This window comes from Polyangium sp. y55x31, from assembly GCF_029946505.1.
GTDB lineage: Bacteria > Myxococcota_A > Polyangia > Polyangiales > Polyangiaceae > Polyangium.
The window spans coordinates 393,677-416,047 of record NZ_JARZHG010000002.1; the positions used below are offsets into that span (position 1 = coordinate 393,677).

10 protein-coding genes are annotated in these 22,371 nt (G+C 67.5%); 3 read left to right on the top strand and 7 right to left on the bottom strand.

The genetic code is table 11. From position 1 onward, the window contains the following. Nucleotides 1–23 precede the first annotated feature (23 nt). Nucleotides 24–515 carry a DUF697 domain-containing protein gene (locus QHF84_RS04775; RefSeq protein ID WP_281311965.1) on the bottom strand — a complete coding sequence of 164 codons (492 nt, stop codon included), beginning with the start codon at nucleotides 513–515 and terminating at the stop codon, nucleotides 24–26. Nucleotides 516–630: 115 nt separating this feature from the next. After that, nucleotides 631–858, bottom strand: coding sequence for an MbtH family protein (locus QHF84_RS04780; protein WP_281311966.1), 228 nt, complete (start codon nucleotides 856–858; stop codon nucleotides 631–633). Nucleotides 859–1,440: 582 nt separating this feature from the next. On the opposite strand from QHF84_RS04780, the gene QHF84_RS04785 reads away from it, so the two are divergent. After that, nucleotides 1,441–3,303: a multicopper oxidase domain-containing protein gene (locus tag QHF84_RS04785; RefSeq protein WP_281311967.1), complete on the top strand. Its 1,863-nt coding sequence runs from the start codon at nucleotides 1,441–1,443 to the stop codon at nucleotides 3,301–3,303. Between the two features lie 11 nt (nucleotides 3,304–3,314). Here the strand turns inward: QHF84_RS04785 and QHF84_RS04790 are convergent, their stop codons facing one another. From QHF84_RS04790 to QHF84_RS04800, 3 genes are all read right to left on the bottom strand, one after another. After that, on the bottom strand, nucleotides 3,315–4,748 hold the full coding sequence (locus QHF84_RS04790) for a sigma 54-interacting transcriptional regulator (RefSeq protein WP_281311968.1): 1,434 nt from the start codon (nucleotides 4,746–4,748) through the stop codon (nucleotides 3,315–3,317). Further along, nucleotides 4,745–9,499: a protein kinase gene (locus QHF84_RS04795; RefSeq protein WP_281311969.1), complete on the bottom strand. Its 4,755-nt coding sequence runs from the start codon at nucleotides 9,497–9,499 to the stop codon at nucleotides 4,745–4,747. Before QHF84_RS04795 ends, QHF84_RS04790 begins: the two co-directional genes overlap by 4 nt. Before the next feature lie 399 nt (nucleotides 9,500–9,898). Continuing rightward, nucleotides 9,899–12,694 (bottom strand): carboxypeptidase regulatory-like domain-containing protein, encoded by a 2,796-nt coding sequence (locus QHF84_RS04800; protein ID WP_281311970.1) that lies wholly within the window; start codon nucleotides 12,692–12,694, stop codon nucleotides 9,899–9,901. A 1,230-nt stretch (nucleotides 12,695–13,924) separates the two neighbouring features. Here QHF84_RS04800 and QHF84_RS04805 point away from each other — a divergent pair. Beyond that, entirely contained in the window at nucleotides 13,925–15,751 is a 1,827-nt protein-coding gene (locus QHF84_RS04805; RefSeq protein WP_281311971.1) for a sigma 54-interacting transcriptional regulator, read from the top strand. 332 nt (nucleotides 15,752–16,083) lie between these two features. On the opposite strand, the gene QHF84_RS04810 is transcribed toward QHF84_RS04805, so the two are convergent. After that, nucleotides 16,084–18,975, bottom strand: a complete 2,892-nt coding sequence (locus tag QHF84_RS04810) for a serine/threonine-protein kinase (RefSeq protein ID WP_281311972.1) — start codon at nucleotides 18,973–18,975, stop codon at nucleotides 16,084–16,086. 29 nt (nucleotides 18,976–19,004) lie between these two features. Here QHF84_RS04810 and QHF84_RS04815 point away from each other — a divergent pair, with 29 nt between their 5' ends. Next, complete coding sequence (locus tag QHF84_RS04815) at nucleotides 19,005–19,991, top strand: hypothetical protein (RefSeq protein ID WP_281311973.1); 987 nt, start codon at nucleotides 19,005–19,007, stop codon at nucleotides 19,989–19,991. 67 nt (nucleotides 19,992–20,058) lie between these two features. On the opposite strand, the gene glgB is transcribed toward QHF84_RS04815, so the two are convergent. Beyond that, nucleotides 20,059–22,368, bottom strand: a complete 2,310-nt coding sequence (glgB, locus tag QHF84_RS04820; protein WP_281311974.1) for a 1,4-alpha-glucan branching protein GlgB — start codon at nucleotides 22,366–22,368, stop codon at nucleotides 20,059–20,061. Between the last annotated feature and the right edge of the window lie 3 nt (nucleotides 22,369–22,371).

Below are 22,371 nucleotides of genomic sequence, written 5' to 3' on the forward strand. Positions count from 1 at the left end.
AGCTCGAGGACCGACCGGCAGGACTACGGCTCCTGCTGCATCTTGGCGACGGTCTCCTTGGCCTTCTCGAGCTCCGACCAGAAATGCGACCGCATGGCGGACGGATCGAAATCGAGGAACGTACCACCGGTCTCGAAATGCATCATGAAGACCTTGCCGAGCGCGTACGTGGCCGCACCCGCGACGACCGGCGTCGAGATGATCCCGAGAGCCGTGCCGACCCCGGGGACGAGCTTGACGAATCCGTAGCCGAGTGTGGCCCCCACGCCCACGCTCCCAAGGCTGGAGATGAGCGAGCCAACGAGCGTCTTTGCGATGTCACGGGTGAAACTCACTTCATAAAGATCGGCGAGCTCCTTGAGCATCTTGAGCTGAACACCCTTGATTGCGACGACGTCGACGACGGGCACGGGAAGGACGCCCCCCACGAGCGACCAGAGGACGTTCCGCCGGATGATCGTCTCCGCCCGGCCGGCGTGCGGACGCACGTCATTCGATTCGATATTTGATTTCACTTCGGCGGCCGTAGGTAAAGAGGTGCATCGACGCCCGAAAGCCAAAACAGCCGCGCCCGCGGCAATGCCACGGGCTTGGGCCTCCAGAACCACGCGCCCGGGCGGCGACGCAGGCTTACCGCTTGGCCGCGTCCGCAGCCGCGTCCATCTGCTTGCGCAGGCTGAGCGGCCGCATGTCGGTCCAAACCTCCTCGATATATTGGAGGCACTCCGCGCGCTTCCCACGCTTCCCTGCCAGGCGCCAGCCCGCAGGGATCTCCCGGCCGGCAGGCCAGATGGAGTATTGCTCCTCGTGGTTCACGACCACCTCGAAGGTGGCATCTGCGTCGTCGAAGACACTCATCGTGGGTCCTCTCGCGACCCCGGCGTCGAAAGGTCGCCTCCGGATGCGCTCATGGGAATCGATCGCCGGCCCGCGTCGCCGAACAGCGCGGTGACGCTGCCGCTGATGGCGTATGTTTGTCTTGCCACACGATCGGTTGTACGGTACCGTTTGGATGGACCGTACGCCCACGACGTAGCAAGCGAGGTGCCAGCCCATGACACGCCTTGCTTGTGCCGGAGATCGGCCTGGCCGGGTCCGATCTCATATCCCTGTATGGGATGACAGGGCCCGATGGCTGTAACAGGACCTGTAACAGGATCTGATACAGGATCTGTTACAGGTACAGGCGTCGTCGGCCGGCGGAGCTCGGCCGGTAGCCGCCTCCTTCATGCGTGCACGCTCACCGGCAGGATTGTGTTCCCGTTCGGACAGGTGGCCTGAGCGTTGCAAGACGCACGCTCGGAGCAGCCACGACGGATCCTCGAGGTGTCCCGCGGCTCGCCATCTCAGGGTGAACTCGTGACGTCCCAGAACAAACCTTCTTCTGATAAGAATCGGGCTCGTGCCACGCTCACGTTCGATCGGCGCGTTTTTTTGAGGATGGGGGCCACGCTCGGCGCTGGCCTCTTGTTGCCCGATACCATCGGTTGCAGCTCCGATGACAAGACGGAAGCACCGCAGCCGACTCCGAGCAGAGAGCTCTTCAACCCCGCCACGGTCCGCTCCAAGGACGGCCTTCTCGATATCGAGATCACCATCACCGAGACCGAAGTGACGGTGGGTCGATATACGTTCATGACCCGCGCGTACACGGGCCTCGAGGTCAAGACGGGCGTGGCGAATTTCGAGGGAACGTACAAGGGTACGGTCCCCGGCCCGAGCATCGAGCTTCGCCCGGGTGATCGGCTCAAGCTCAAGCTCATCAACGGCCTTCCGGACGACGGCAGCGCCGTCGACCCCGGCGATTGCGGCATGCCGACCAGCGGCGGGCACGGCGGGCACGGCCCGGGCATGCAAAACAACACGACCAATTTCCACACGCACGGTCTGCACGTCGATCCCGGGCCGCCCGGAGATGACGTACTCTTGGAGATTGGTCCTGGCCAAAGCTACGATTTCGTCATCGACATCCCCAAGGACGTCGTCATGCCGGATGGGACGATGGCCGATCATCCGGCCGGGACCTACTGGTATCACCCGCACTTCCACGGAGCGACGGCCATTCAGGTGGCCGGCGGCATGGTCGGGGCCCTCATCATCCGCGACGAGACGAAAGACGATCTCGACAAGATGTTTTCACCCGAGCCCAAGCCAGGGCAGGGCAAGGAACAACTCCTGGTCGTCGGTGAGTTCATGATCCAGACCAAGGATGCATGCACTGGGAAAACCCGCCTCGCGACGTACAAGGAAATGGGCGCGGCCGGCCCATTGCCCGACGGCGTCGAGGATTTCTTCCACGTCAACGGCCAGCTCAACCCGATCCTTCGCATGCGCCCGAGCGAGGTGCAGCGCCTCCGGGTCCTTCACACGGGCTTCCGTGCTCCGCTGGACATCGCCTTCCTCCGCGTACCGGACGATCAGGTCGACGCCGCGACGTCACTGCCCAAGCCCGACTATGATCCGTTCGGCTATTCTTGCGCGAGCAACGGGGGGCCGCCCATGCTCAACCGGGACGCATTGCGGGCGAAGTCGGCCCCGTACTACCAAGTCGCGACGGACGGGATCACCTACGCTGCGCCCCTGAAGATGCCCATGACCAACGCCGTTTCGGAGGTCGAGTACGTCGTCCCGCCGGGGGGCCGCGTGGACCTGCTCACCCAGTTCGAAGCGGGCACCTATCAGATGGTGGCGCTCGGCTACCTCGATTTCGTCTGCTGGGCACCGCAGGTCCTCGCCACCGTGATCGTCTCGGGGGAGCCGGACAAGAGCCTCGAAATCCCGCAAACGCTCACGCCGCCCGCGCTTTACCCTTCGTTCGACGACATGGCGAAGCCCGGCAACCAGATCGACAACACCCGGAAGCTCGACTTCGACGTGGCCCTCGATGATCAGGGAGTTGCACACTTCACCATCGACGGCAGGACGTTTTGCGAGACCCGTATCGACCAGTGCATGGCTTTGGGCGCCGTGGAGGAATGGACGCTCAACAACAAATGGGACATGACGGGAGGAGAGTCGATCCATCCCTTCCACATCCACGTCAACTCGTTCCTCGTGACGTCCATCAACGGGAAGAAGCCGGCACAGCCCATCTGGCGCGATACGATTCTCATCCCCACGAGCGGCATGATGGGCGTCGACGGCACCCTCATCTTCCAGTCGCGCTTCCTGCATTTCGAGGGCAAGTACGTGCTGCACTGCCACATCCTGGAGCACGAGGATGAAGGCATGATGCAGCTCCTCGAGGTGAAGAAGGACGCGGCATGCGAGCCGTCGATGGTCGACACGTGCCCGATGCCGTGAATCGGACGCGATCACGCGCGATACGCGTCGACGCTGATCGAGAACCTCTGTATCCAGCGGTGGATCTGGACCCGCGACTTGCCCATGTCGCGCGCAACTCCGCTCACGTTGCCCCTGTGCTTCTCGAGGAGCGCGATGATGCGCCCGCGCAGCTCGTCCGGCGCCGTGTCCCTCTCCTCGTCGGGCTCGGGCGGCGCGACGGTCTCGTGGCTCCGTTCGAGGGGGTGCGCGCTCTCGAGGCGCGCGCTCTCGAGGTGCGCGCTCTCGAGGTACGGCCCGTCCGCGAGCGCGGCCGCGACCCCGAGGGTCTGCGACAGCTCGCGGATGTTGAGCGGCCACCGCTGCTGCACGAGCAACTTGCCGGCCTCCACGGTGAAGCCGAGCTCGGGCGCGCCCGGCACCTTGGAGCGCCGGAGCAGCTCGCGGACCAGGATGCCCATGTCCTCGATCCGGTCCCGGAGCGGCGTGAGCATGTGCCGATGCCCAGAGAGCCGCGCCATCAAGTCGACCCGGAATTCGCCCCGGATGGCCATCTTGTCGAGCGGCTTGTGTGTCGCCGCGACGACGCGCAGATCCACCTTGAGAGGGCTCGTACCGCCGACGGGCACCACCTCGCTCTCCTCGAGCACGCGCAAGAGCGCGGCTTGCGCAGGCATCGGCAGATCGCCCACCTCGTCGAGGAAAAGCGTGCCGCCGTTCGCCCTGCGCACGTACCCCGGCTCGTCCCGGATCGCCCCCGTGAACGCGCCCTTGACATGCCCAAAGAGCTGGCTCTCGAGCAGCGACGCCGTGAGCGCCCCGCAATTCACGGCGACGAGCGGCCCTGTCCGCCCCGAGAGCGCGTGGACGCCTCCCGCGAGCACCTCCTTGCCCGTGCCCGACTCGCCGAGGAGCAGCACCGGGATGGGCGCTCGCGCAATACGCGTCAGCGTGTCGAGCTCGTCCGCGAGCGGCGGGACGAGCGTGGAGAGCCCCCCGGTCTCCGGGCTCTGGAGGTCGAGATCCGCAGCGGAGACAGGCGACGACTGCAAGCCCGCGCGGTAGCGCAGGATGACGTTGCCGAGCTCGATGAAATCACCGTCCTCGAGCGTGATCTTTCTGACGCGCTTGTCATTGACGAAAGAGCCGTTCCTCGAGCCTGCGTCCTCGAAAACCCAGCCATCGCCGGTCCTGACGAGGCGCGCCTGGGCCTTCGAGATGGCCACGTCGGGCAAGCGCAAATCGAGCCGACGAACGCCCCCCTCGCAGACGCGCGAGGCGACGCGCTCGGGGCCGCGGCCGATGTCGACGACGTCGATCTCCGAGAGGCAATACCGCGCGCCGCCGAACGCCGGCTGGTCACAATGGAGCACGACGAACAGGAAGGGACGCGCGAGGGGCTGCGACCTCCGGTCTTCGCGCACGGGCTCCTGGGTCGTACCGAGCGAGATCGGCTTCCGCGTCATGGATGTGACACCCTATCACGAGACGGCGGGCGGCCTGGGTTTCCCTCGGCGGCGCGCGCCTCGGCGACGCGGCGCTCGCACGCTTGCTGGTCCCTCTGGGCCTCGGCTTCGGTGACCTGGAGCAGTTCTCTCCGAATCGGCACGGGAATACAATTCGAGGCCACTCTCCAAAGTCGGGGGTCATCGGGGCCGCTGAAGGGCTCCACGGCGCGCCATACCCGGGCGACCTTCTCGTCGGAGCCTTGCGCGATGTACTTGCCATCGGGGCTCCATTGGACGAATCCGGCGGTGAATGGAGAGCCGCCGAGCACGAACGGCTGCCCGGACCCGTCCGCATGGAATACGCGTACCTTCGTGTCCGTGGACGCGGTGGCGACGCGTGTGCCGTCGGGGCTCATGCACGCCCAGGAGACCCGATCCCCGTGACCGTGGAGGACCACGGGCGGCCCGGAGCCGTCGGCGCTCCATACGCGCGCGGTCCTGTCGAGGGACGTCGTGATGATCCGCGCGCCGTCGGGCGACCACGTGGCGAAGGAGACGTGCGATTCATGTCCCCGCAGCACGAGGGAAGCCGCAGCGTCGCGCAGATCCCAGATTCGCGCGGTGCCGTCCGCGAACGGGGCGAGCACGCGCGAGCCGTCCGGGCTCCACCGCGCGCTGACGAAGTTGGTGGGCGCGGGCCTCGCGGGCTCCAGGGCCAGCGGGATGGGCTCGCCCGCCTCGCCCGAGTTCCACAGATAGATGTGCCCCATCTCGTACGACGCGAGCACCCGCGCGCCCGCGGGCTCGAACCCCACTTGCACCACGCCCTCGGATTCGATCGGAGCCCTCGTCTCGGCCTTTAGCGTGTAGCCGTCGCTCGACCACACGCGCAGAGCGCCGTCCTTGGAGGCGCTGACGATCCGGTCACCCGAGGCGCTCCAATCGACGCTCCAGACCGCCGTCCGATGGCCGCCGAGGACGACGGGCGAAGAGGGGGCGTCGAGGCGCCATACCCGCGCAGTCCCATCCAGCGCCCCCGTGACGAGCTGCGCGCCGTCGGGACTCCACGTCACACTTTCGAGCCCCTCGGCATGGCCGCGCAAGACGACTGGGCTCCCCTCCCCATCCGTCCGCCACACCCGCGCGGTCCCGTCCCCCGAAGCCGTGACGAGCCGCGCGCCATCGGGGCTCCACGCGATCGCGTTGATGACCTCCGTGTGGCCCTCGAGCAGCCTCGGCGCGACGACCTCGTCGAGATCCCAGTACCGAAGTGTCCTGTCGAGCGACGCCGTGAGGAGGTAGCGGCCATCTCGGCTGAAATCCGCCGTGTAGACCCAGTGCTTGTGGCCACGCAATACGATCGGTTGTCCCGTGCCGTCGGCATTCCAGATGCGTGTGGTCTTGTCCTTCGACGCCGAAGCAATGCGCTTGCCGTCGGGGCTCCACGCGACGCTCATGACCTTGTCCTCGTGGCCGCGCAGCGTGAGGCGCTCGGCGCCCTCGAAGGCACCCCATACGCGCACCGTGGCGTCCCTGCCCGCGGTGGCGATGCGCGCGCCATCCGGGCTCCAGGAAGCCGCGACGACCTCGTCCTCATGCCCGCGGAGGATCAGCGGCGCGCCCTGGCCGTCCGCGCTCCACACGCGCGCGAGCTCATCCGCCGAGGTCGTCACGATGCGCTTTCCATCAGGGCTGAAGCAGGCGCTCGTGACGCCCGCCCCGTGCTCGAGCAGGGCGATTTGCCTCCCGTCCGCCACGCGGAACACCCTCGCGGTCCCATCCCTGGACGCCGTGACGACGTACTGCCCATCCGGGCTCATCAGCGCCGAATTGACCTCGTCCTCGTGGCCCCGCAGCACGAGCGGCTCCCCGGAGCCATCCACGCTCCAGATCCGGGCCGTCTTGTCCGCGGACGCCGTGACGATGCGCGTGCCATCCGGGCTCCACGCGGCGAACCAGAGGTGCGCGTCGTGGCCGCGCAGCGTGGCGAGCTTCCGGCCATCGCCGACCGTCAAGATGTTCGCCGTCTTGTCCTGGGACGCCGTGACGATGCGCGTGCCATCCGGGCTGATCACCGCCGTGTAGATCGGCAGTCCGCCGTGGAGGCCCGAGATCTCGTCCCGCGCGACGCCTGACGAGAGCGCATCGCTCACGATCTCGGCCCACTCCTTGGGGATGTCCTCGGGCTCGACCTCCCGTGCGAATGCGAGCACCAGCGTGGGATCGTCCTTTCGCCTGCGCGACGCGAGCATCCGCGTGGCGTTGCGGCCACGCAGCGCCTGGAGCGCCAGCTCGGCGTTCTGCTCCTTGACACGCGCGGCCTCGGCATCCGCGCGCCGCGCCTGGGTCCGGGCGCGCATGGCCAGGACGAACACGAGGACCGACACGGTGCCGAGAACCACGAACGCCCCGGCGATCGAGCGTTGTCGCCTCCGCCGCGCCTGCTCCTGGAGGTCGATCACGGCGCGGAGGTACCGCTCCTCCGCGCGTCCGAGCGGCAAGCCTCGCTCCGCCTCCGGGTTCGCGCGCCTCCGCTCGTACCACGCCCGCGCCTCCTCGGCGGCGCGATCGCGCCAGAGCAAGCCGGGCGCCTCTTCGCTCGCCTGCCATTGCGACGCGGCGGCGCGCAGCCGGGCCACGAACTGGGCGTCCGCCGTGCTCTCGTCGAGCCACCGCGCGAGCCTCGGCCAGCGATCGATGAGGGATTCGTGGACGATCTCCACCGTGACCGCGCCGGGCGTCCCGCCGACCTCGAGGAGCAAGAGCCGCGCGCCGCAGAGGTGCTGGACCAGCGCCTCCACCACGGCAGGCTCGCCCGCGAGGGAGGCGAGCTCGGGCAGGCTCACGATGGCGCGCGTCCGCTCGGGCGTGACCAGGCGCAAAAAGACGGCCTGGCAGAGGCGCTGATCGGACGGCGAGAGCGCCGCGAAGACCGCATCGGCGTGCGTGGAGAGCGACCCGACCACCCCGCCGAGCCGCTCGTAGCTCGCGCGCGTCAAGGTCTTCGCCTCCCGATCACGCGCCTCCCAGAGCTCCGCGGCCGCGAATTGCAGGAGCGGCAGCGGTGTCTTGGCGCGCGACAGCTCGGCGAGGATGCCGGTGATCATCGCCTCGTCCTCGAAGCGATGCCCGGACGCCTCCACGGGGCGGAGCAAGGCCTCTCGCAGGGCCTCGCGCCCCATGGGCGGCAGGAGGAAGAGCCCCTGGGTGACCTCGGCCAGGAAATGGGGATCCTCGGCGATGCGGTCGAGAAAATCCGAGCGAATGGCCACGATGACCCGCAGCGGCGACGAGGCGTCGTCCGCCACGCCGAGGAGGCATTGAAGGAACGCGGATCGCTCGCCCGGATCGGAGACGAGCGTGTAGAGCTCCTCGAATTGGTCGACGAAAACGAGGGCGCGGCTCCCGGGCCCGCGCGCGCGGCAATGCGCGCGCAGGCGTGCGCCGAGCAGGCCCGGCTCGGCGCGGAGATCGCCCGGGGTCGCGGAGCCGTCCGTCCTGCCTTCGGCGAGCACCTCGGCGAGCGCCTCGCCGATCGACGAAACGGGGGCGCGGCCCGGCCGCAGGACGAGGACGTCCCAGTCCTCGCCGGAGTGCTTCAAGGCCGGGATCACGCCGGCGCGCAGGAACGACGATTTCCCGGCGCCGGAGGGGCCCACCACCGTGACGAGCCGCTGGCGACGGAGCCGCCCCGCGAGGGCCGCGATGTCCCGCTCGCGCCCGAAAAAGCGGCCCGCGTCCGCCTCCTGGAATGCCGAGAGCCCCGCGAACGGCTGCTCTCCCTCGGCGAGCGCGAGGGGCTTTCCCCCTTCACGCAAGGGCATGAGCGCGGCGAGCAGCTCGTCGGCCGACGCGAACCGCTCCTCCTTTCGCTTGCGCAGGCAGCGGTCGACGACGTCCGAGAGCGCCGAAAGCTCGGGCAGGACGTCGCGGAGCCTGGGCATGGGCGCATCGACGTCGGAGACGCTCTCGACTCGCTCCCGCGTGATCGGCTCGAGCGGATGCGCGCCTGCGAGCAGCTCGTACAGGATCACGCCGACCGCCCAGAGATCGGCCCGCGCGTCGATCTTCTCGCCGAGCCATTGCTCGGGCGCCATGTACGCGAGCGTGCCGCCGTCGCTCGGGTGCAGACCATCACCGGGCCTCGCCAGCCCGAAATCCAGCACTTTGACCCCCCCGGCATCGAGGATCATGATGTTCTCGGGCTTGAGGTCGCGATGGACGACGTTGCGCTCGTGCGCAGCGACGAGCGCGCGGAGGACCGACATCACGATGTCGAGCGCGAGGCCCCTCGGGAGCACGCGGCTCGATCCTCGGACGCCCGAGGCCAGGACCTCCCGCAACGTGCGGCCCTCGAGGTATTCGAGGACCATGTACGGATGCCCGTCGATCTCGTCGACGTCGTGGATGACCACGATGTTCTCGTGCCTGCAACGCGCCGTCGCGCGCGCCTCGGCGAGCAGGCGCGACGTCGCCTGTCCGCTGTCCTGGAGGAGCTTGATGGCGACGAGGCGGCCGAGCTTGACGTCCCGCGCGAGCAGCACGATCCCCATGCCGCCTGCGCCGAGCTTGCGGATGATCTCGTAGTGCTCGAGGAAGCCGCCGAACGGAAGGGAGGCCTCGGGGGACGGGTCTCGCTCACCGGTCGCGAAGGAGGGCGAAGCGACCGGCGACGGGGGTCCTGCCCTCTCGGGACGAGCGAAATCCGCGGTGACGCTCGCTCCCGATGGCGGGCCCGTGCCACGCCCTCCCTCCTCAGGAGGCTTCATGTGGCACCGCCTCGGCGAACATGACCACGGATCTCATCGGTCAAGATAGCCGGAACGGTATCGCGCGGAGGCGTCGCTCGCACCCGTCGTCTTCCCGCGGGCCCTCGAAGCAGGCGGGCGCGGGGGTGGAGGAGAGGGCCCGTCGAGCAGGCAGGTAGCGGGGGAAGCTCGGGGCCCCACATTCACGCGTTCGGATGGGTCCTCGCTGGGACAACGGCGGCCCCGAAGGTTCATGTCGGTATGGACGATACCATTCGGTCCCGCCGCAGACGTAGGACTCCCTGACGGGCACGAACCAGGCGTGATCGGGGCTTCCCGCGGAACTGGGAGGGCTCAGCGGTTCTGTCGGTGGGCGGAGGCAGCCGTCCGGCGGAGGCGCAGGAAGCCGGGGGAGTAAGGTCAGGGGCGCAGCTTGGCGACGAACATCGTGGGGGCATCAGCTATCCCGACCGGGCCGAGGCCGAAGTCCGAGATGCCATCAATCCCTCCCGTGAGCAGGACGTTGCCTGCGGCGTCGGTCGCAATCCCTCCACCCCCCATGGAGGTGCGGTGTCGGAAGCTTGTGCTCCAGAGGTGGTCGCCGTTCGCGCCGAACTTGGCCACGAAGCCATCGACGTAATCCACAGACGACGTGAAGGGTCCACCGCCGAGGTCCACAGTGCCGTGGAAGTATCCGAGGAGCAGGACATTGCCCGTGCTGTCGATCGCCGTCGTGTGGCGATCCGACGTGGCACCCCCGAAGTGTCTGCTCCACAGATGGCTGCCCACGGTGTTGAATTTGGCCACCCAGAGCTCCTGGGCACTCCCCGTGAAGGGTCCGCCACCGAAGTCCACGGTGCCATCGAGGGTTCCGGTGATGACGATGTCGCCTGCGCCGTCGATCACGACCGCATTGGCGAATTGGCCGGATCCATCTCCGAAGCTTCTGCTCCACTCATGATTGCCGCCGGCATCGAGCTCGACCACGAAGATGTCTGCATTCCCCGCGGAGACGAGGGGGCCGCCGCCGAAGTCCACGGTGCCCTCGAAGGATCCGGTGATGATGACATGGCCCGCGCTGTCGACCGCCGTCGCAGTATCTCCATGCCAGCCGCCACCGAAGGAATTGCTCCAGAGATGCTTGCCACTCGGGTCCAGTTTGACCGCGTAGACGCCATCCCCGGGGAGAGGCCCGCCGCCGAAGTCCGTGCCGGGCGGGGAGAATCCCGTGAGCACGACGTTATCCTCACCGTCGATCGCGACGGCAGTGAAGTTGGCCCCGCCGCCGAGGAAGCCCTTGCTCCAGAGGTGGTTGCCGCCAGCGTCGAACTTGGCCACGAAGATGCCATAGTCATCCGTACCCACGATCGGTCCGCCGCCGAAGTCCACGTTATCAGAAAAGTATCCGGTGATGACGACGTTGCCCGCGCTGTCGATCGCGGTCCCCGTGGCCTGCTGCCAGTGGCCCAGTCCGAAGCCCCTGCTCCAGAGGTGGTTGCCGCCGGCGTCGAGCTTAGCCACGAAGATGGTGCCGACGCCCCCACCTCGGAGTGGTTCGCCGCCGAAGTCCAGGAAACCGGCGAAGTATCCAGCGATCACGGCATTGTCCGCGCCGTCGACCGCGATCGAGCCGGCGGATACCTCGCCGTACCCCCAGTGCTTGCTCCACAGCGGGAGCCCCTGGCAGCTGCTGGTCCCGTCACAATTGTCGTCCACGTCCACCGTCGCGCAGTCCTCCGGCTGCGGGGTCACCTGCCCCAGGCACGGCCCGAAGAAGCCACTCTCGCACGTGCGCAGCCCCATCGCGCAGATGCCCACCCCCACGGTGCCCGCCGGACCCGTGTAGCAGGAGCTGGTCTCCCCCGCGCTGCAAGCGCAACCATTCCCCGCCTCGTTGAGGAGCCCATCACAATTGTCGTCCAGCGGTGAGTTGCAGTCCTCTGCCTGCGGCAAGACCTCGCCCATGCAGTCCGTCCAGCCAGTCCCGCTCTCATTGCAGTATTTCTTGTTGCCGGTGCAGATGCCCACCCCGAGCGTCCCCGGAGGACCACCATATCCACAATCCTGCCACATCCCCGGCGTGCAGACGGAGTTCAGCGGTATCGTGAGCGGGCTCAACACCTCGCACGCGGCGCCATGGTCCGCGCAATCTGCGGCAGGACCGGATCCGATCACGGTCTGCGTCGCGTGAGGAGCGCTCTTGGAGCCCACCAGGATCTTCGCCTCACCGTTCAACAAGACGTCCACGCAGGCGCGCCCGTTGGTATCCGTCAGCACATGGGACGACACGCCCGTGTAGCTGACCCCGACCGCGCTCACCGAGATGCCTGCGACGTCGAGCCCGTCCGCCGAGATCACCGGCACGATGAAGCAATGCCTCTGCGTCCACGGTAGGTCGGAATTCCACCAGGAAAAATGCCCCACCTCGGCTACCCAGGCCGTCTTCCCCGGCTCGGCCAGAGACCCCTGTACCGTTCCCGCGCCCTCCTCGCGCCAGATTCCCGCGTCGAGGTCGAAATACCACGCCGGGATCGTCGTCCCCACCTGCACCTCGGCCGCGATCGAATCCGGCAGCACCAGCTCCAGCGTGGCCTTCTTCCCCGGCGCGAGCTGTACCTTCCGGTTCCCCTGCCACAGCGTCACCTCCGCCATGAACACGCTCTCCAGCCCGACCACCGCGCCATCGCCAGCAGCGATCCCTTCGAGCGGCCCCGGGGCGTGCGCGAGGCCCTGACTGGGATCCAGCGGGACGATGGTGGCCTCTGCCGTCCCGGTGACGGGTTCGCCATTTTGGTCGACGAGCGCGTCCGAGGGAATGGTCACGTGCACCGGCCCCTGGTCGAGCGCCGCGCCGGCGGTCGCGTCGAAGGGAATACGCGGAGGAAGGGGAAGCAGGTGCAGGTCCGCCCCCCCATGCGCGCCCTCGGGCAATTCGACGACCACGCTCGCGGGCGCATACCCGAAGCGCTCGACGCGCGCGGAGAATCGACCGGGCGTGAGGTTCTCGAAGAGGATGTAGCCCGCGCCGTCGGTCGGGCGCGGCGTGCCTCCCTGGGCCGTGACGACCGCGGAGGGAACCGGCTGGTTCTGGGAATCGAGGACCCTGACGAGCAGGCTCGTGCCCACGGGCTCGTGGATCGCTACGCCGCCGGAGCCACCCGAGCCACCCGAGCCCGCCATTCCGCCGGAACCACCCGAGCCACCCGAGCCCGCCATTCCGCCGGGACCACCCGAGCCACCCGAGCCGCTAGAGCCACCCGAGCCCCCGCCTCCGCTCCCGTTCCCGCCACTGCTTCCGCTGCTCGATGACGTGACGTCCCCGCTCGTACCCGGTTCCGGCGCATCGATGCACGCTGCCAGCGGCAATAGCAACACGGTCGTGGCAAGCCAGCTCGAAAAACGACCCATCGTAGAAATTGGCATACGTGTACTCCAGTTGCGACGCCGGATGCGGTGCAAGACGTGACGAAGTCCGGCGGCTATCGCCTTGCCCGCGTCCATTCCCGCGCGCTGCGGATGTGCGGGTGAGGATCGTCGAGCATGGTCCGCAGGACGCCGCCGAGCTCTCCGGCGTCCTGCATTCCAATCGCCTTGCCCCGCGCCCCATCGGACGCGACGCCGGCGGCTGCCCCTGGACGCAGCTATTGACAGCCGCCGCTGACGCAGGTCTTCCCGGAGGGACAGTGCTTGTTGCAGCGGCACGCCGGGTAGGGCTTGAAGTCAGGGGTGCAGGTACCGCTCGAACACCTCATGGAGATGCCGCAATCACAATCGCTGCTGCAAGGCTCCTTCGGCGCCTCGCAGGTACCATACTGTGCCCCGGAGGGGAAGACACAGGTCGTGTAACCCGGACATTGGCATGAGGCTGCGCAAAGGGGGCTCGGCGGGGGCGGACTGAAATTACCGATCGGCGTACATACCTTTGGCGCGCCTTCATACGACTTGCAGGCGGTGCCCAGCTCGCATTGACAGTCCCTGGAACATGGCGCGCCCGCTGGCAGCAGCGCGCTGATCGCCTCGTCGGTGTTCGCCTCGACATTCTCCTCCCGGTCGGGGCTCTCCATGAGACATGCGGCCGGGGCAGCGCAGAAGAGCGCGAGCGCGGCCAACGATTGGATCAAAGTTGCGAATCGACGAAGCATCTTGAACCTCCTCAGTGAATCGCGAGCCGGCGACGGCGCCATCGCGCGGCGCGGGCTGCTGCATGAGCGCGGCAGCCGTTCGCAATCCACGTGCCAGCCAGGCCCATCCCCCACCCTGCGTCGAGCGGCTCGGCACGCGCTCTCCCCATCCTCACCGGCGCCCGTCAGCGGTTGAAAAGAACCATCGAAGGGACTGCGGAGTGGTTGAAAAGAACCATCGTGGGAGCGGAAAATCCCAGGGCGGGCGCAAGGCAAAAGTTGGCCCTCACCGGAAGAGCATGGCAGGACACCTCGATCGTCGGCCATGATGCACCTCGTCGTCCGCGGAACCGGCCTGGTCCCATTCTCGATCCCCCTCCAGGCGGAGATGTGCGTCGGGCGGCACGAGAAGAATGATCTGGTCCTCGCGGACCACCGGATCTCCCGGCGCCACGCGAGGTTTTCGCCGGTCGAGAACGACTGGATCGTCTCCGACGAGGGCTCCACCCACGGCACGTTCGTGAACGGCGTTCGCGCGACCCGCCATCGCCTGCGCGATGGGGATCGTATCCAGCTCGGGAATGTCCTGCTCGAAGTGTCGACGGCGGAGGAGGTCGTCGGCGTCCTTCACAGCCTGTCCACGGCGTCCCTTCCGTCGATCGGGGAGGGCGAGGCCGAACGCCGCCTCGCTGTCGTCTACGAGCTCGCTCATGCTTTGCGCGCGCTCGACGACTCCGAAGAGCTCCTCGAGCGCATGCTCGATGCCGTCTCGCGAGCGCTCGGCTGCGAGCGCGCGATGATCGGCCTCGGCAGCGAAATGAGCGGCCTGCGTCGCATCGTGCGAAAGCGCGAGGACGGCAGGCCCGACGACCTCGTCCTCAGCCGCGAGGTGCTCCACACAATGCTCGTCGAGCGCGAAGCCGTTCTGCTCGGCGAGCAGCGTGGTCGGGCCACCGCCCGCGGCCCGCAGCGGTCGTCGGCGATGGGCGCGCCGCTCGAAGCCGGCGGGCGTGTCCTCGGCTTCGTTTATGTCGATGATCGAAGGCGCGCCGCGCCGTTCGTGCAGCGGGACCTCGACTACCTGATTGCCATCGCTCGGCTCGTCGTGGGGGCGCTGGAGTGCGCCGAGCAGCGCCAGCGAGACATGGCCCTCACGAAGGCCGCCGCCGCGGCGCACGGCATCCTCGGCGAGAGCAAGGCCATCGTCGCCTTGCAGGCGGAGATCCGCAAATACGGCCCCGCGACCGGGACGCACGTGCTGATCCGGGGCGAGAGCGGTACGGGCAAGGAGCTCGTCGCGGCGGCTCTGCATGCGGCCTCGCCGCGGGCTTCTCGGCCTCTCATCCCCGTGAACTGCGCCGCCATCCCCGATTCGCTCATCGAAAGCGAGCTGTTTGGTCACGTCCGGGGTGCGTTCACCGGTGCCTTGCGGGATCGAAAAGGCAGCTTCGAGCTCGCCAGCGGCAGCACCCTGTTCCTCGACGAGATCGGCGATCTGAGCCTCCCGGCCCAGGCCAAGCTGCTCCGGGCGATTCAGGAGGGCGAGATCCTGCCGGTGGGCTCGGAGCGGCTCGTTCGCGTCGACGTACGGATCATCGCGGCGACGCACAAGGATCTGCTGCGGGAGATCGAGGCCGGGCGATTCCGCGAAGACCTCTATTATCGCATCGCGGTGATCGAGCTCATGGTGCCGCCTCTACGCGAGCGGACCGAGGACATCGAACCCCTGGCCCACGTCTTGCTGGAGGCACAGATGTCGAAGATGGGCAAACGCCTTCTCGGCTTCACGCCGGGCGCTCTGGACGCGCTCCGGCGTTATGCCTGGCCTGGCAACGTGCGTGAGCTGAAGAATGAGGTGGAGCTTTCGGCGCTCAATGCGGCGTCTGGCTGGATCGATGTCTGTGACCTGAGATCCCGGGTGGCATCCGCGGGACAACGGCAGGGCCCCCATGCACCGGGGGCCCCGGTGAGTTCATCGCTATCCGCGCGCTTTTCGTCGCTGGAAGAGCAGGAGCGCGCGCTGGTCGTGGAGGCGGTCGAGACTGCGGGAGGGAACCTGGCGGAGGCCGCGCGGCTCCTCGGGATCACCCGACAGATGATGCGAGGACGGGTGGAGCGGTTCTCGATCAAGCACGCGGACACGGACAGGTGAGGCGAAATTCGAGATGGATCAGATCAGTTCACATCCTATTGGAGGCGAGATCGAGTCATGTTGATGCATGAATGGAAGTGGGCAAGGCGAGCGCTCCTGCTCGGAGCTCTCGTGGCCGTTCCGGCCTGCGGCGGAGCCGGAAACGCGACCGGGGACATCGAAGAGGGCGCTTGCGCAGAGGACGACTGCGAGCCGCCGAAAGAAGAGGAGCCGGACGCCGATGGGCCAGGCGGTTGTCTCCCGCCCTGCACGCCAATCCCGAAGTCTCGCGTTCCCGGCAGTCCAGACAGCAAGTCGCAGTAATGGGCCTCCCTTCGGCCGATTCCACGGTCTCATTCGGAGAGCAACGACTGTAACCACTTCTGGCATCCCCGCTCCCATTCATGCGCCGGCTCGAGCTCGCCGAGGGCGCGACGCGCGCCCGCGTCGTCGCCGGCCATGTGGTGGAAGAGGGTGCGCGCGAGCACTTCGCGGTAGTTTTTGGGCGACCCGAGGCGCTGGATCCATACCAGCGCGGCCTCGGGGTCCACGAACTGGTACGCACCTGCAAGGACCCACGCGGTGCTGGGATCACGCGCCGTGGCAGCACCATACTCCTTTTCGATGATCGAGAGGCGGCGCACGAGCCAGGGCGGCGGAGGCACCTTCCGCTGTGTCGCGATCTGGAACAAGCCGCGGATCGCCTTCGGCTCGACCCATTTGTTTCCCAGGCCCGCGGTGATGTACCCGAGCTCCTTTTCCAGGTGAACCTGCGCCTCGTCGAGCTTGCCGCGGCGGAGGAGCACCTCGGCGCGGGCGCCATGGGCCCCTATGGCGCCCGGCACTCCAGCGCGGCGGCTCAACGCCCGCGCGCCGAGCTCCGCCTCCTCTTCCGAAAATTCGACGAACCGCTGTGACATTTCATCCGCGAGCTCCAGCCTTCCATTCTGCAAAGCCAGCGCGACGAGGTGCGCGAGAACCGGTCCTGAAAGGCTCCTGTCGATTTCCAGGGCACTTTTGAGCTGCGTCACGGCCAGGTCGTCCTGACATGTGAGGTCGCTGAACCGAGCCATGATTCGCAACATTTCCGCGGAGTGAGGGAGCGCTCTCGCCGCGGCGCTGCAGGCGGTCAATGCGTGGGAGAGCGTCTCGTCCGTGGGGTACCCGTTGTTGAGCATGTTGCGCTGCATTTGCTGGCATCGCAAGAGCAGGGCACGCGGGTCGTCGGGAGCTATCGCGAGCGCGCCCTCCACAACGGAGAGCGCCTCGGAGAGCTTCTGGTTGTCAGCTGTGGCCTGAGCTTCGAACATCAAGAGCTCGGCCTGTTCCAGGAGCGCAGGCACATACCCTGGATCGGCCGCGAGCGCGCCGGCGACGAGGCGCTTCGCGGCGTCGAGGACCTCGATGCGCGGGCCGGGGCCGATCAGATCATAATAGCGGAGCAGCTCCTCACGAGCCGTCTTGTTCGATGTCCCTCTCTCGGCCCGGAGCCGCCGCTCATGGTCGCGCTGGAGCAGACGTACCTCGTCCATCGCGTGAACGCGCAATCGCTCCAGCACGTCTCGTTTGCGGTCGGGCTCGCCCTCCGCGTTGATGGCGTCGCCGGCGATCGAGCCGTCCGGCGCGCGGATGCGGGCCGTGACGCGAATCTGGTTTCCGGCGAGCTGCAGGGCTCCGCCGAGCGACCAGGTCGAATTGGGCACTGCCGCTGCCACGGACGAGAGCGCAGGGGACCCTTCGATGGCGTGAATCGCGCGCTCCCGCTGTAGCTCCGCCTGCACGACAGACGTCGCGGTTTGCGCCAGGCCATCCCACTGAGGATCACCGGTACGATTCTCGAACGGCACCACGATCATGGTCAGGCGATCCTCTCGCGCAGCCAGATCCCTTGGACTGTCGACAGGCGCCGCGGCTGCACGTCCCTCGATCTTGGATGACCCATCGACGATGCTCGCCAACGAGAGGGCCGCGCCCGCAATCAGGCAAAGACCGAGGACGGCCACCGCGCCGACCGGACCTCGCCCCTCGCGCCGCCTCTTCGCTGCCGTCGCGAGCCCGTCCGTGCTCTGTCGTTCGCGAGGAATCTCGGCTCCTTTGGGGGACAGGCCGCGCCGCGCTGCCGCGAGGGCCGCGCCAAGCTCCTCGATCGCGCGAAATCGCTCTGCGGGTCGTTTTGCCAATGCCCGAGCCAGCACGGCCTCGAGGGCCTCCACCACGTCGGATGACAGTCCGGGCACGACGAGCGGCACAGGGGGGGCGTCGAGAATCGCGCTGAGGATCTGCGGCGTCGCCCGCTGTCCGAACGGCCCCTCGCCCGAGAGCAGCTCGAACGCCAGGATGCCCAGCGAAAACACGTCGCTGCGCGCGTCGAGCGGCTCCCCTCGTATCTGTTCGGGCGACATGTACGCCGGCGTTCCGGCGCGCGACCCGGAGGCGGTGAGCTCGTGCGTGAAGCTGCGCGCCAGCCCGAAATCGACGAGCGCCACGCGGCCCTCGCGGCAGATCATGACATTTTCGGGCTTCAGGTCGCGATGAAGCACGCCCTGCGCGTGGGCAGCACCGAGCCCTGCGATGATCTGCTCCAGGATGGCGAATGCACGCTCCGGTTCCACCCGGCCCCGCGCGAGCAGCTCTCGCAGGGGTTGGCCCTGCACGAGCTCCATCGTCAAGAACTTCAGCTCACCATCCTCGCCGAGGTCGAACACCCGACAGACATTCCGGTGGGTGATCCGCCGAGCGAGCTTCACCTCGCTTCGAAGCCGCGCGAGCGTTCGGTCCTCTCCGATCTGCCACGGGAGCAAAGCCTTCAGAGCGACCTCCTCCTCCAGCTCACGATCGTAAGCGCGAAAGACCACGCCCATGGCTCCGGCGCCGAGGCGAGCACGGAGCTCGTAACGCCCGGCGATCACCTGTCCGGTGGTGACCGGGGCGCTCGGCTCGCGGAAGAGCAGCGGCGGACTCGGATCCGTGAGAGCACCCGATGGTTGCCGAGCATGCTTCTCGCTCATGCCAGCCCCCTGGCATGGCTGCGCCGATCCGGGCAAGTTTGCGGCCCGCGAGGCGCAGGACCCGCTCGCCGCTTCCCTTCCGTCACCGCACCCGCTCCCGCGGTCTTCGCGAAAAAAAGGAAGCGCATCGAATCGCTCGGCTACCTGAACGTATACCAAGAAAATTATACGATTTGCCGATGGAGTATTCGCTGCTATATTCGGCGCCTCGACCTGCTTACCACGAGGTGTTTCCAATGCGCTGTCTCGCTCTGCCCTTTCTTGCCATGAGCTTGGTCATCGTTGGTTGTGGCGGTGCCGATTCCCAGGAGTCAGCGGAGCTGCTCGGGACGCAGCAAGCGCCGCTCACCGAGAGCGACGTCGATGTGGCGCCGGAATGCCAGGGAATCATCGACTTCGTCAACGCGGCATCGTTCCAGACGCTGGACGCTTATCTGCCGAGCGACGTCGCATCGAACCTCGTGGGGTATCGCGCGGTTTCGCCCTTCGCGACGCTGGCGGACGTCTCCTCCGTTCCGCTCGTCGGGCCCGCTCGCCTCGAGCAGATTGAAGGCGGGGCGCGGAGCGAGGGGTATATCGGCTCGAGCTGCGTCGGAATCATGGACGAGCTGGCTGTCTCCGCCGACGACGCGGCCAGGATGGTTTCGCTGGTGAATACCGTCAGCTCCACGGAGCTGCACGACATCCTGCCCTACGCGTGGAATGGCGCGACGAACCTCCTCAACCTGCGACCCTTCAGCACGGTCGAGAGCATCGCCGCCACGTCGGGGATCAGCTCGGTGAGCCTGCGGAACATCCGGAACGCCGCGACGTTGAGCGATCCCCTCGAGGACCTGATCGCGGCGGTGAACGCGCTGCCGCAGCCCGATTTCGGCGCGAGGATGGCCCGCCACTTCGACAGGTACGAACTCACGACGGGATCGCAATACTATTCCCTGAATGGGCTGGAGTGCTTCGGGATCGATCCGGACTCCCTCCCCTATGGCGCGAGCATCCGAGCCAACCTCGCCGACGCTGCAGAGGTGCGCGCGGAGGTCGAGGACACGGTCGATTATGCGAATCGCTCGAATCAGCTCCCCGCGAGCGTCATCTCGGCAGGGCTCGCGAACCTCGACGCGCGGATCGCAGGGCGCTCGTTCAAGGGCTGCTATTTCAGCTACTCGAATGATCCCTGGAGCGGGAACAACGTCGCGTTCTTCGTCGATACCGTTTCCGGCTTCAGCGTGCTGACGGAGACGTACTGGAGCGAATGAGCCGGGTCGCTCCTTGCGCGGACGCTCAGGGCAAGTGACCCGCCACGACCCACGCGTGGCGATCCTCTCAGGCTTCCGCTTCCGCCTCCGCTCCCGCTACCGCCTCCGCCTCCGCTTCCGCCCCCACCTCCACCGGATCCTCCTCCAATTCCGGCACCAAAAACAAACCGGAAAGCGGCGGCAACGTCAGCACGATCGACTGCTCGAACCCGTGTGAAGGCACGTCCTCGCAGTCCACGCTCCCCAGGTTCCCCACCCCGCTCCCGCCGTACACCCGCGCGTCCGTGTTCACCACCTCGATGTATCGACACCGCCGGGGCACGCCGACCCGATAACCATAACGCGGCAGCGGCGTGAAATTGCCGACGAACACCACGAAGATCCCCTTCTGGATCCGCTTCGGGCACGGCTCCTCCGAGCCGTCCGGCTGCCGCGGGAATCGCACGAACGAAGCCACGCTCTGGATCGCGTCGTTCGCGTCGATCCACGTGAACCCCGCCGGGCTCTCGTCGAGCTCCCAGAGCGCCTCGTATTTGCGGTAAACCCCGTTCAGATCCCGCAAGAGCCGCGACAACCCCGCGTGGTCCTCCTCGCCGAGCAGCTCCCAATCGAGCGCGCGATCGTGGTTCCACTCCCTCCATTGCCCGAGCTCGCCCCCCATGAAGACGAGCTTCTTCCCCGGGTGCGCCCACATCATCGCGTAAAGCGCGCGCAGGTTCGCGTGTTGCTTCCAGCGATCGCCCGGCATCTTCGAGAGCAGCGCGCGCTTCAAGTGCACGACCTCGTCGTGCGAGAGCGGCAGGAGGAACCGCTCCGAGAATGCGTACATCAATCCGAACGTGATCTTCGTGTGGTGGAAGGCGCGGAAGATCGGGTCGAGCGCGAAGTAATCGAGCGTGTCGTGCATCCACCCCATGTTCCACTTGAAATCGAAGCCGAGCCCGCCCACGTACGTCGGCCGCGTGACTCCCGGCCACGTCGTCGACTCCTCCGCGCAGAGCACCGCCCCCGGGAATTCCCGGTGTACGGCGTCCGAAAGCTCGCGCAAGAACTTCACCGCGTCGAGGTTCTCCCGGCCCCCGAACTCGTTCGGCTCCCACTCGTCCGGGTGCGTCGCGCCGTAATCGAGATACAGCATCGAGGCGACCGCGTCGACGCGCAGCCCGTCCACGTGAAACTCGTCGAGCCAGTAGAGCGCGCTCGCGATCAGGAAATTGCGCACCTCTTTTTTGCCGTAATCGAAGACGAACGTCCGCCACTCGCGGTGCTCGCCCCGGCGCGGGTCCGCGTGCTCGTAGAGCGGCTCGCCGTCGAAGCGGCCGAGCGCGAAGGCGTCCTTGGGGAAATGCGCGGGTGGCCAGTCGAGCAGGACGCCGAGCCCACGCGCATGGCAGCGGTCGACGAAATAACGAAAATCGTCCGGACTGCCGAAGCGCGAGGTCGCCGCGAAATACCCCGTCACCTGGTAGCCCCACGAGCCGTCGAACGGATGCTCCATCACGGGCAAGAGCTCGACGTGCGTGAAGCCGAGCGAGACCACGTATTCGACGAGCTCGTCCGCGAGCTCGCGATACGAGAGCCACGCCCCCGGTCCGTCCCCCTTCCCCGGCGCGCGCTTGCGCCGCCACGAGCCGAGGTGGACTTCGTAAATGCTCATCGGCCGCACGTGCGGATCCGCCTCGCCTCGCGCCGCGAGCCAGTCGCCGTCGGTGAACACGAACGACCTCTCCGCCACCTTCGACGCGTGGCTCGGCCGCAGCTCCGCCGAAAACGCCACGGGATCACTCTTCATGAGCACGAGCCCGCTCGCCGTCTTGATCTCGTACTTGTACGTCGCCCCCGCGCGCACGTCGGGCACGAAGATCTCCCAGACGCCGGCCTTCGTTCGGCGCATCGCGTGGCGCTTTCCATCCCACCGATTGAAATCGCCGACGACGCTCACCCGGCGCGCCGCGGGCGCCCACACGGCGAACGCCGTACCGACGACGCCCTGCACCTCGCCCACGTGCGCCCCGAGCCGCCGCGGAAGCTCCCGCGCCGCCCCCTCCCCCGCCGGATCGAATTCGCCTTCCGCGAGCGACGGCGGAAAGGCATACGCGTCCCGCCCGATCGTCGCCCCGCGCGACGAGCGCACCTCGAGCCGGTACGGAAACGGTCCCTCTACGCCCTCGAACACGGCCTGGAAGATGCCGCCCGGGTGCACCCGCGCCATCACGCGCGGCGATAGGCTCGGATCGTCGGGACGCACGACGATCGAGAGCGCCTCCGGCCGGAAAGCACGCACGACGAGCCGCCCGTCCTCGCGATGCGGGCCGAGCGACCGGTGCGGATCCGTGGACTCCCCCGCCGCGATTCGATCGAAATCCTCTGCTCCCATCGA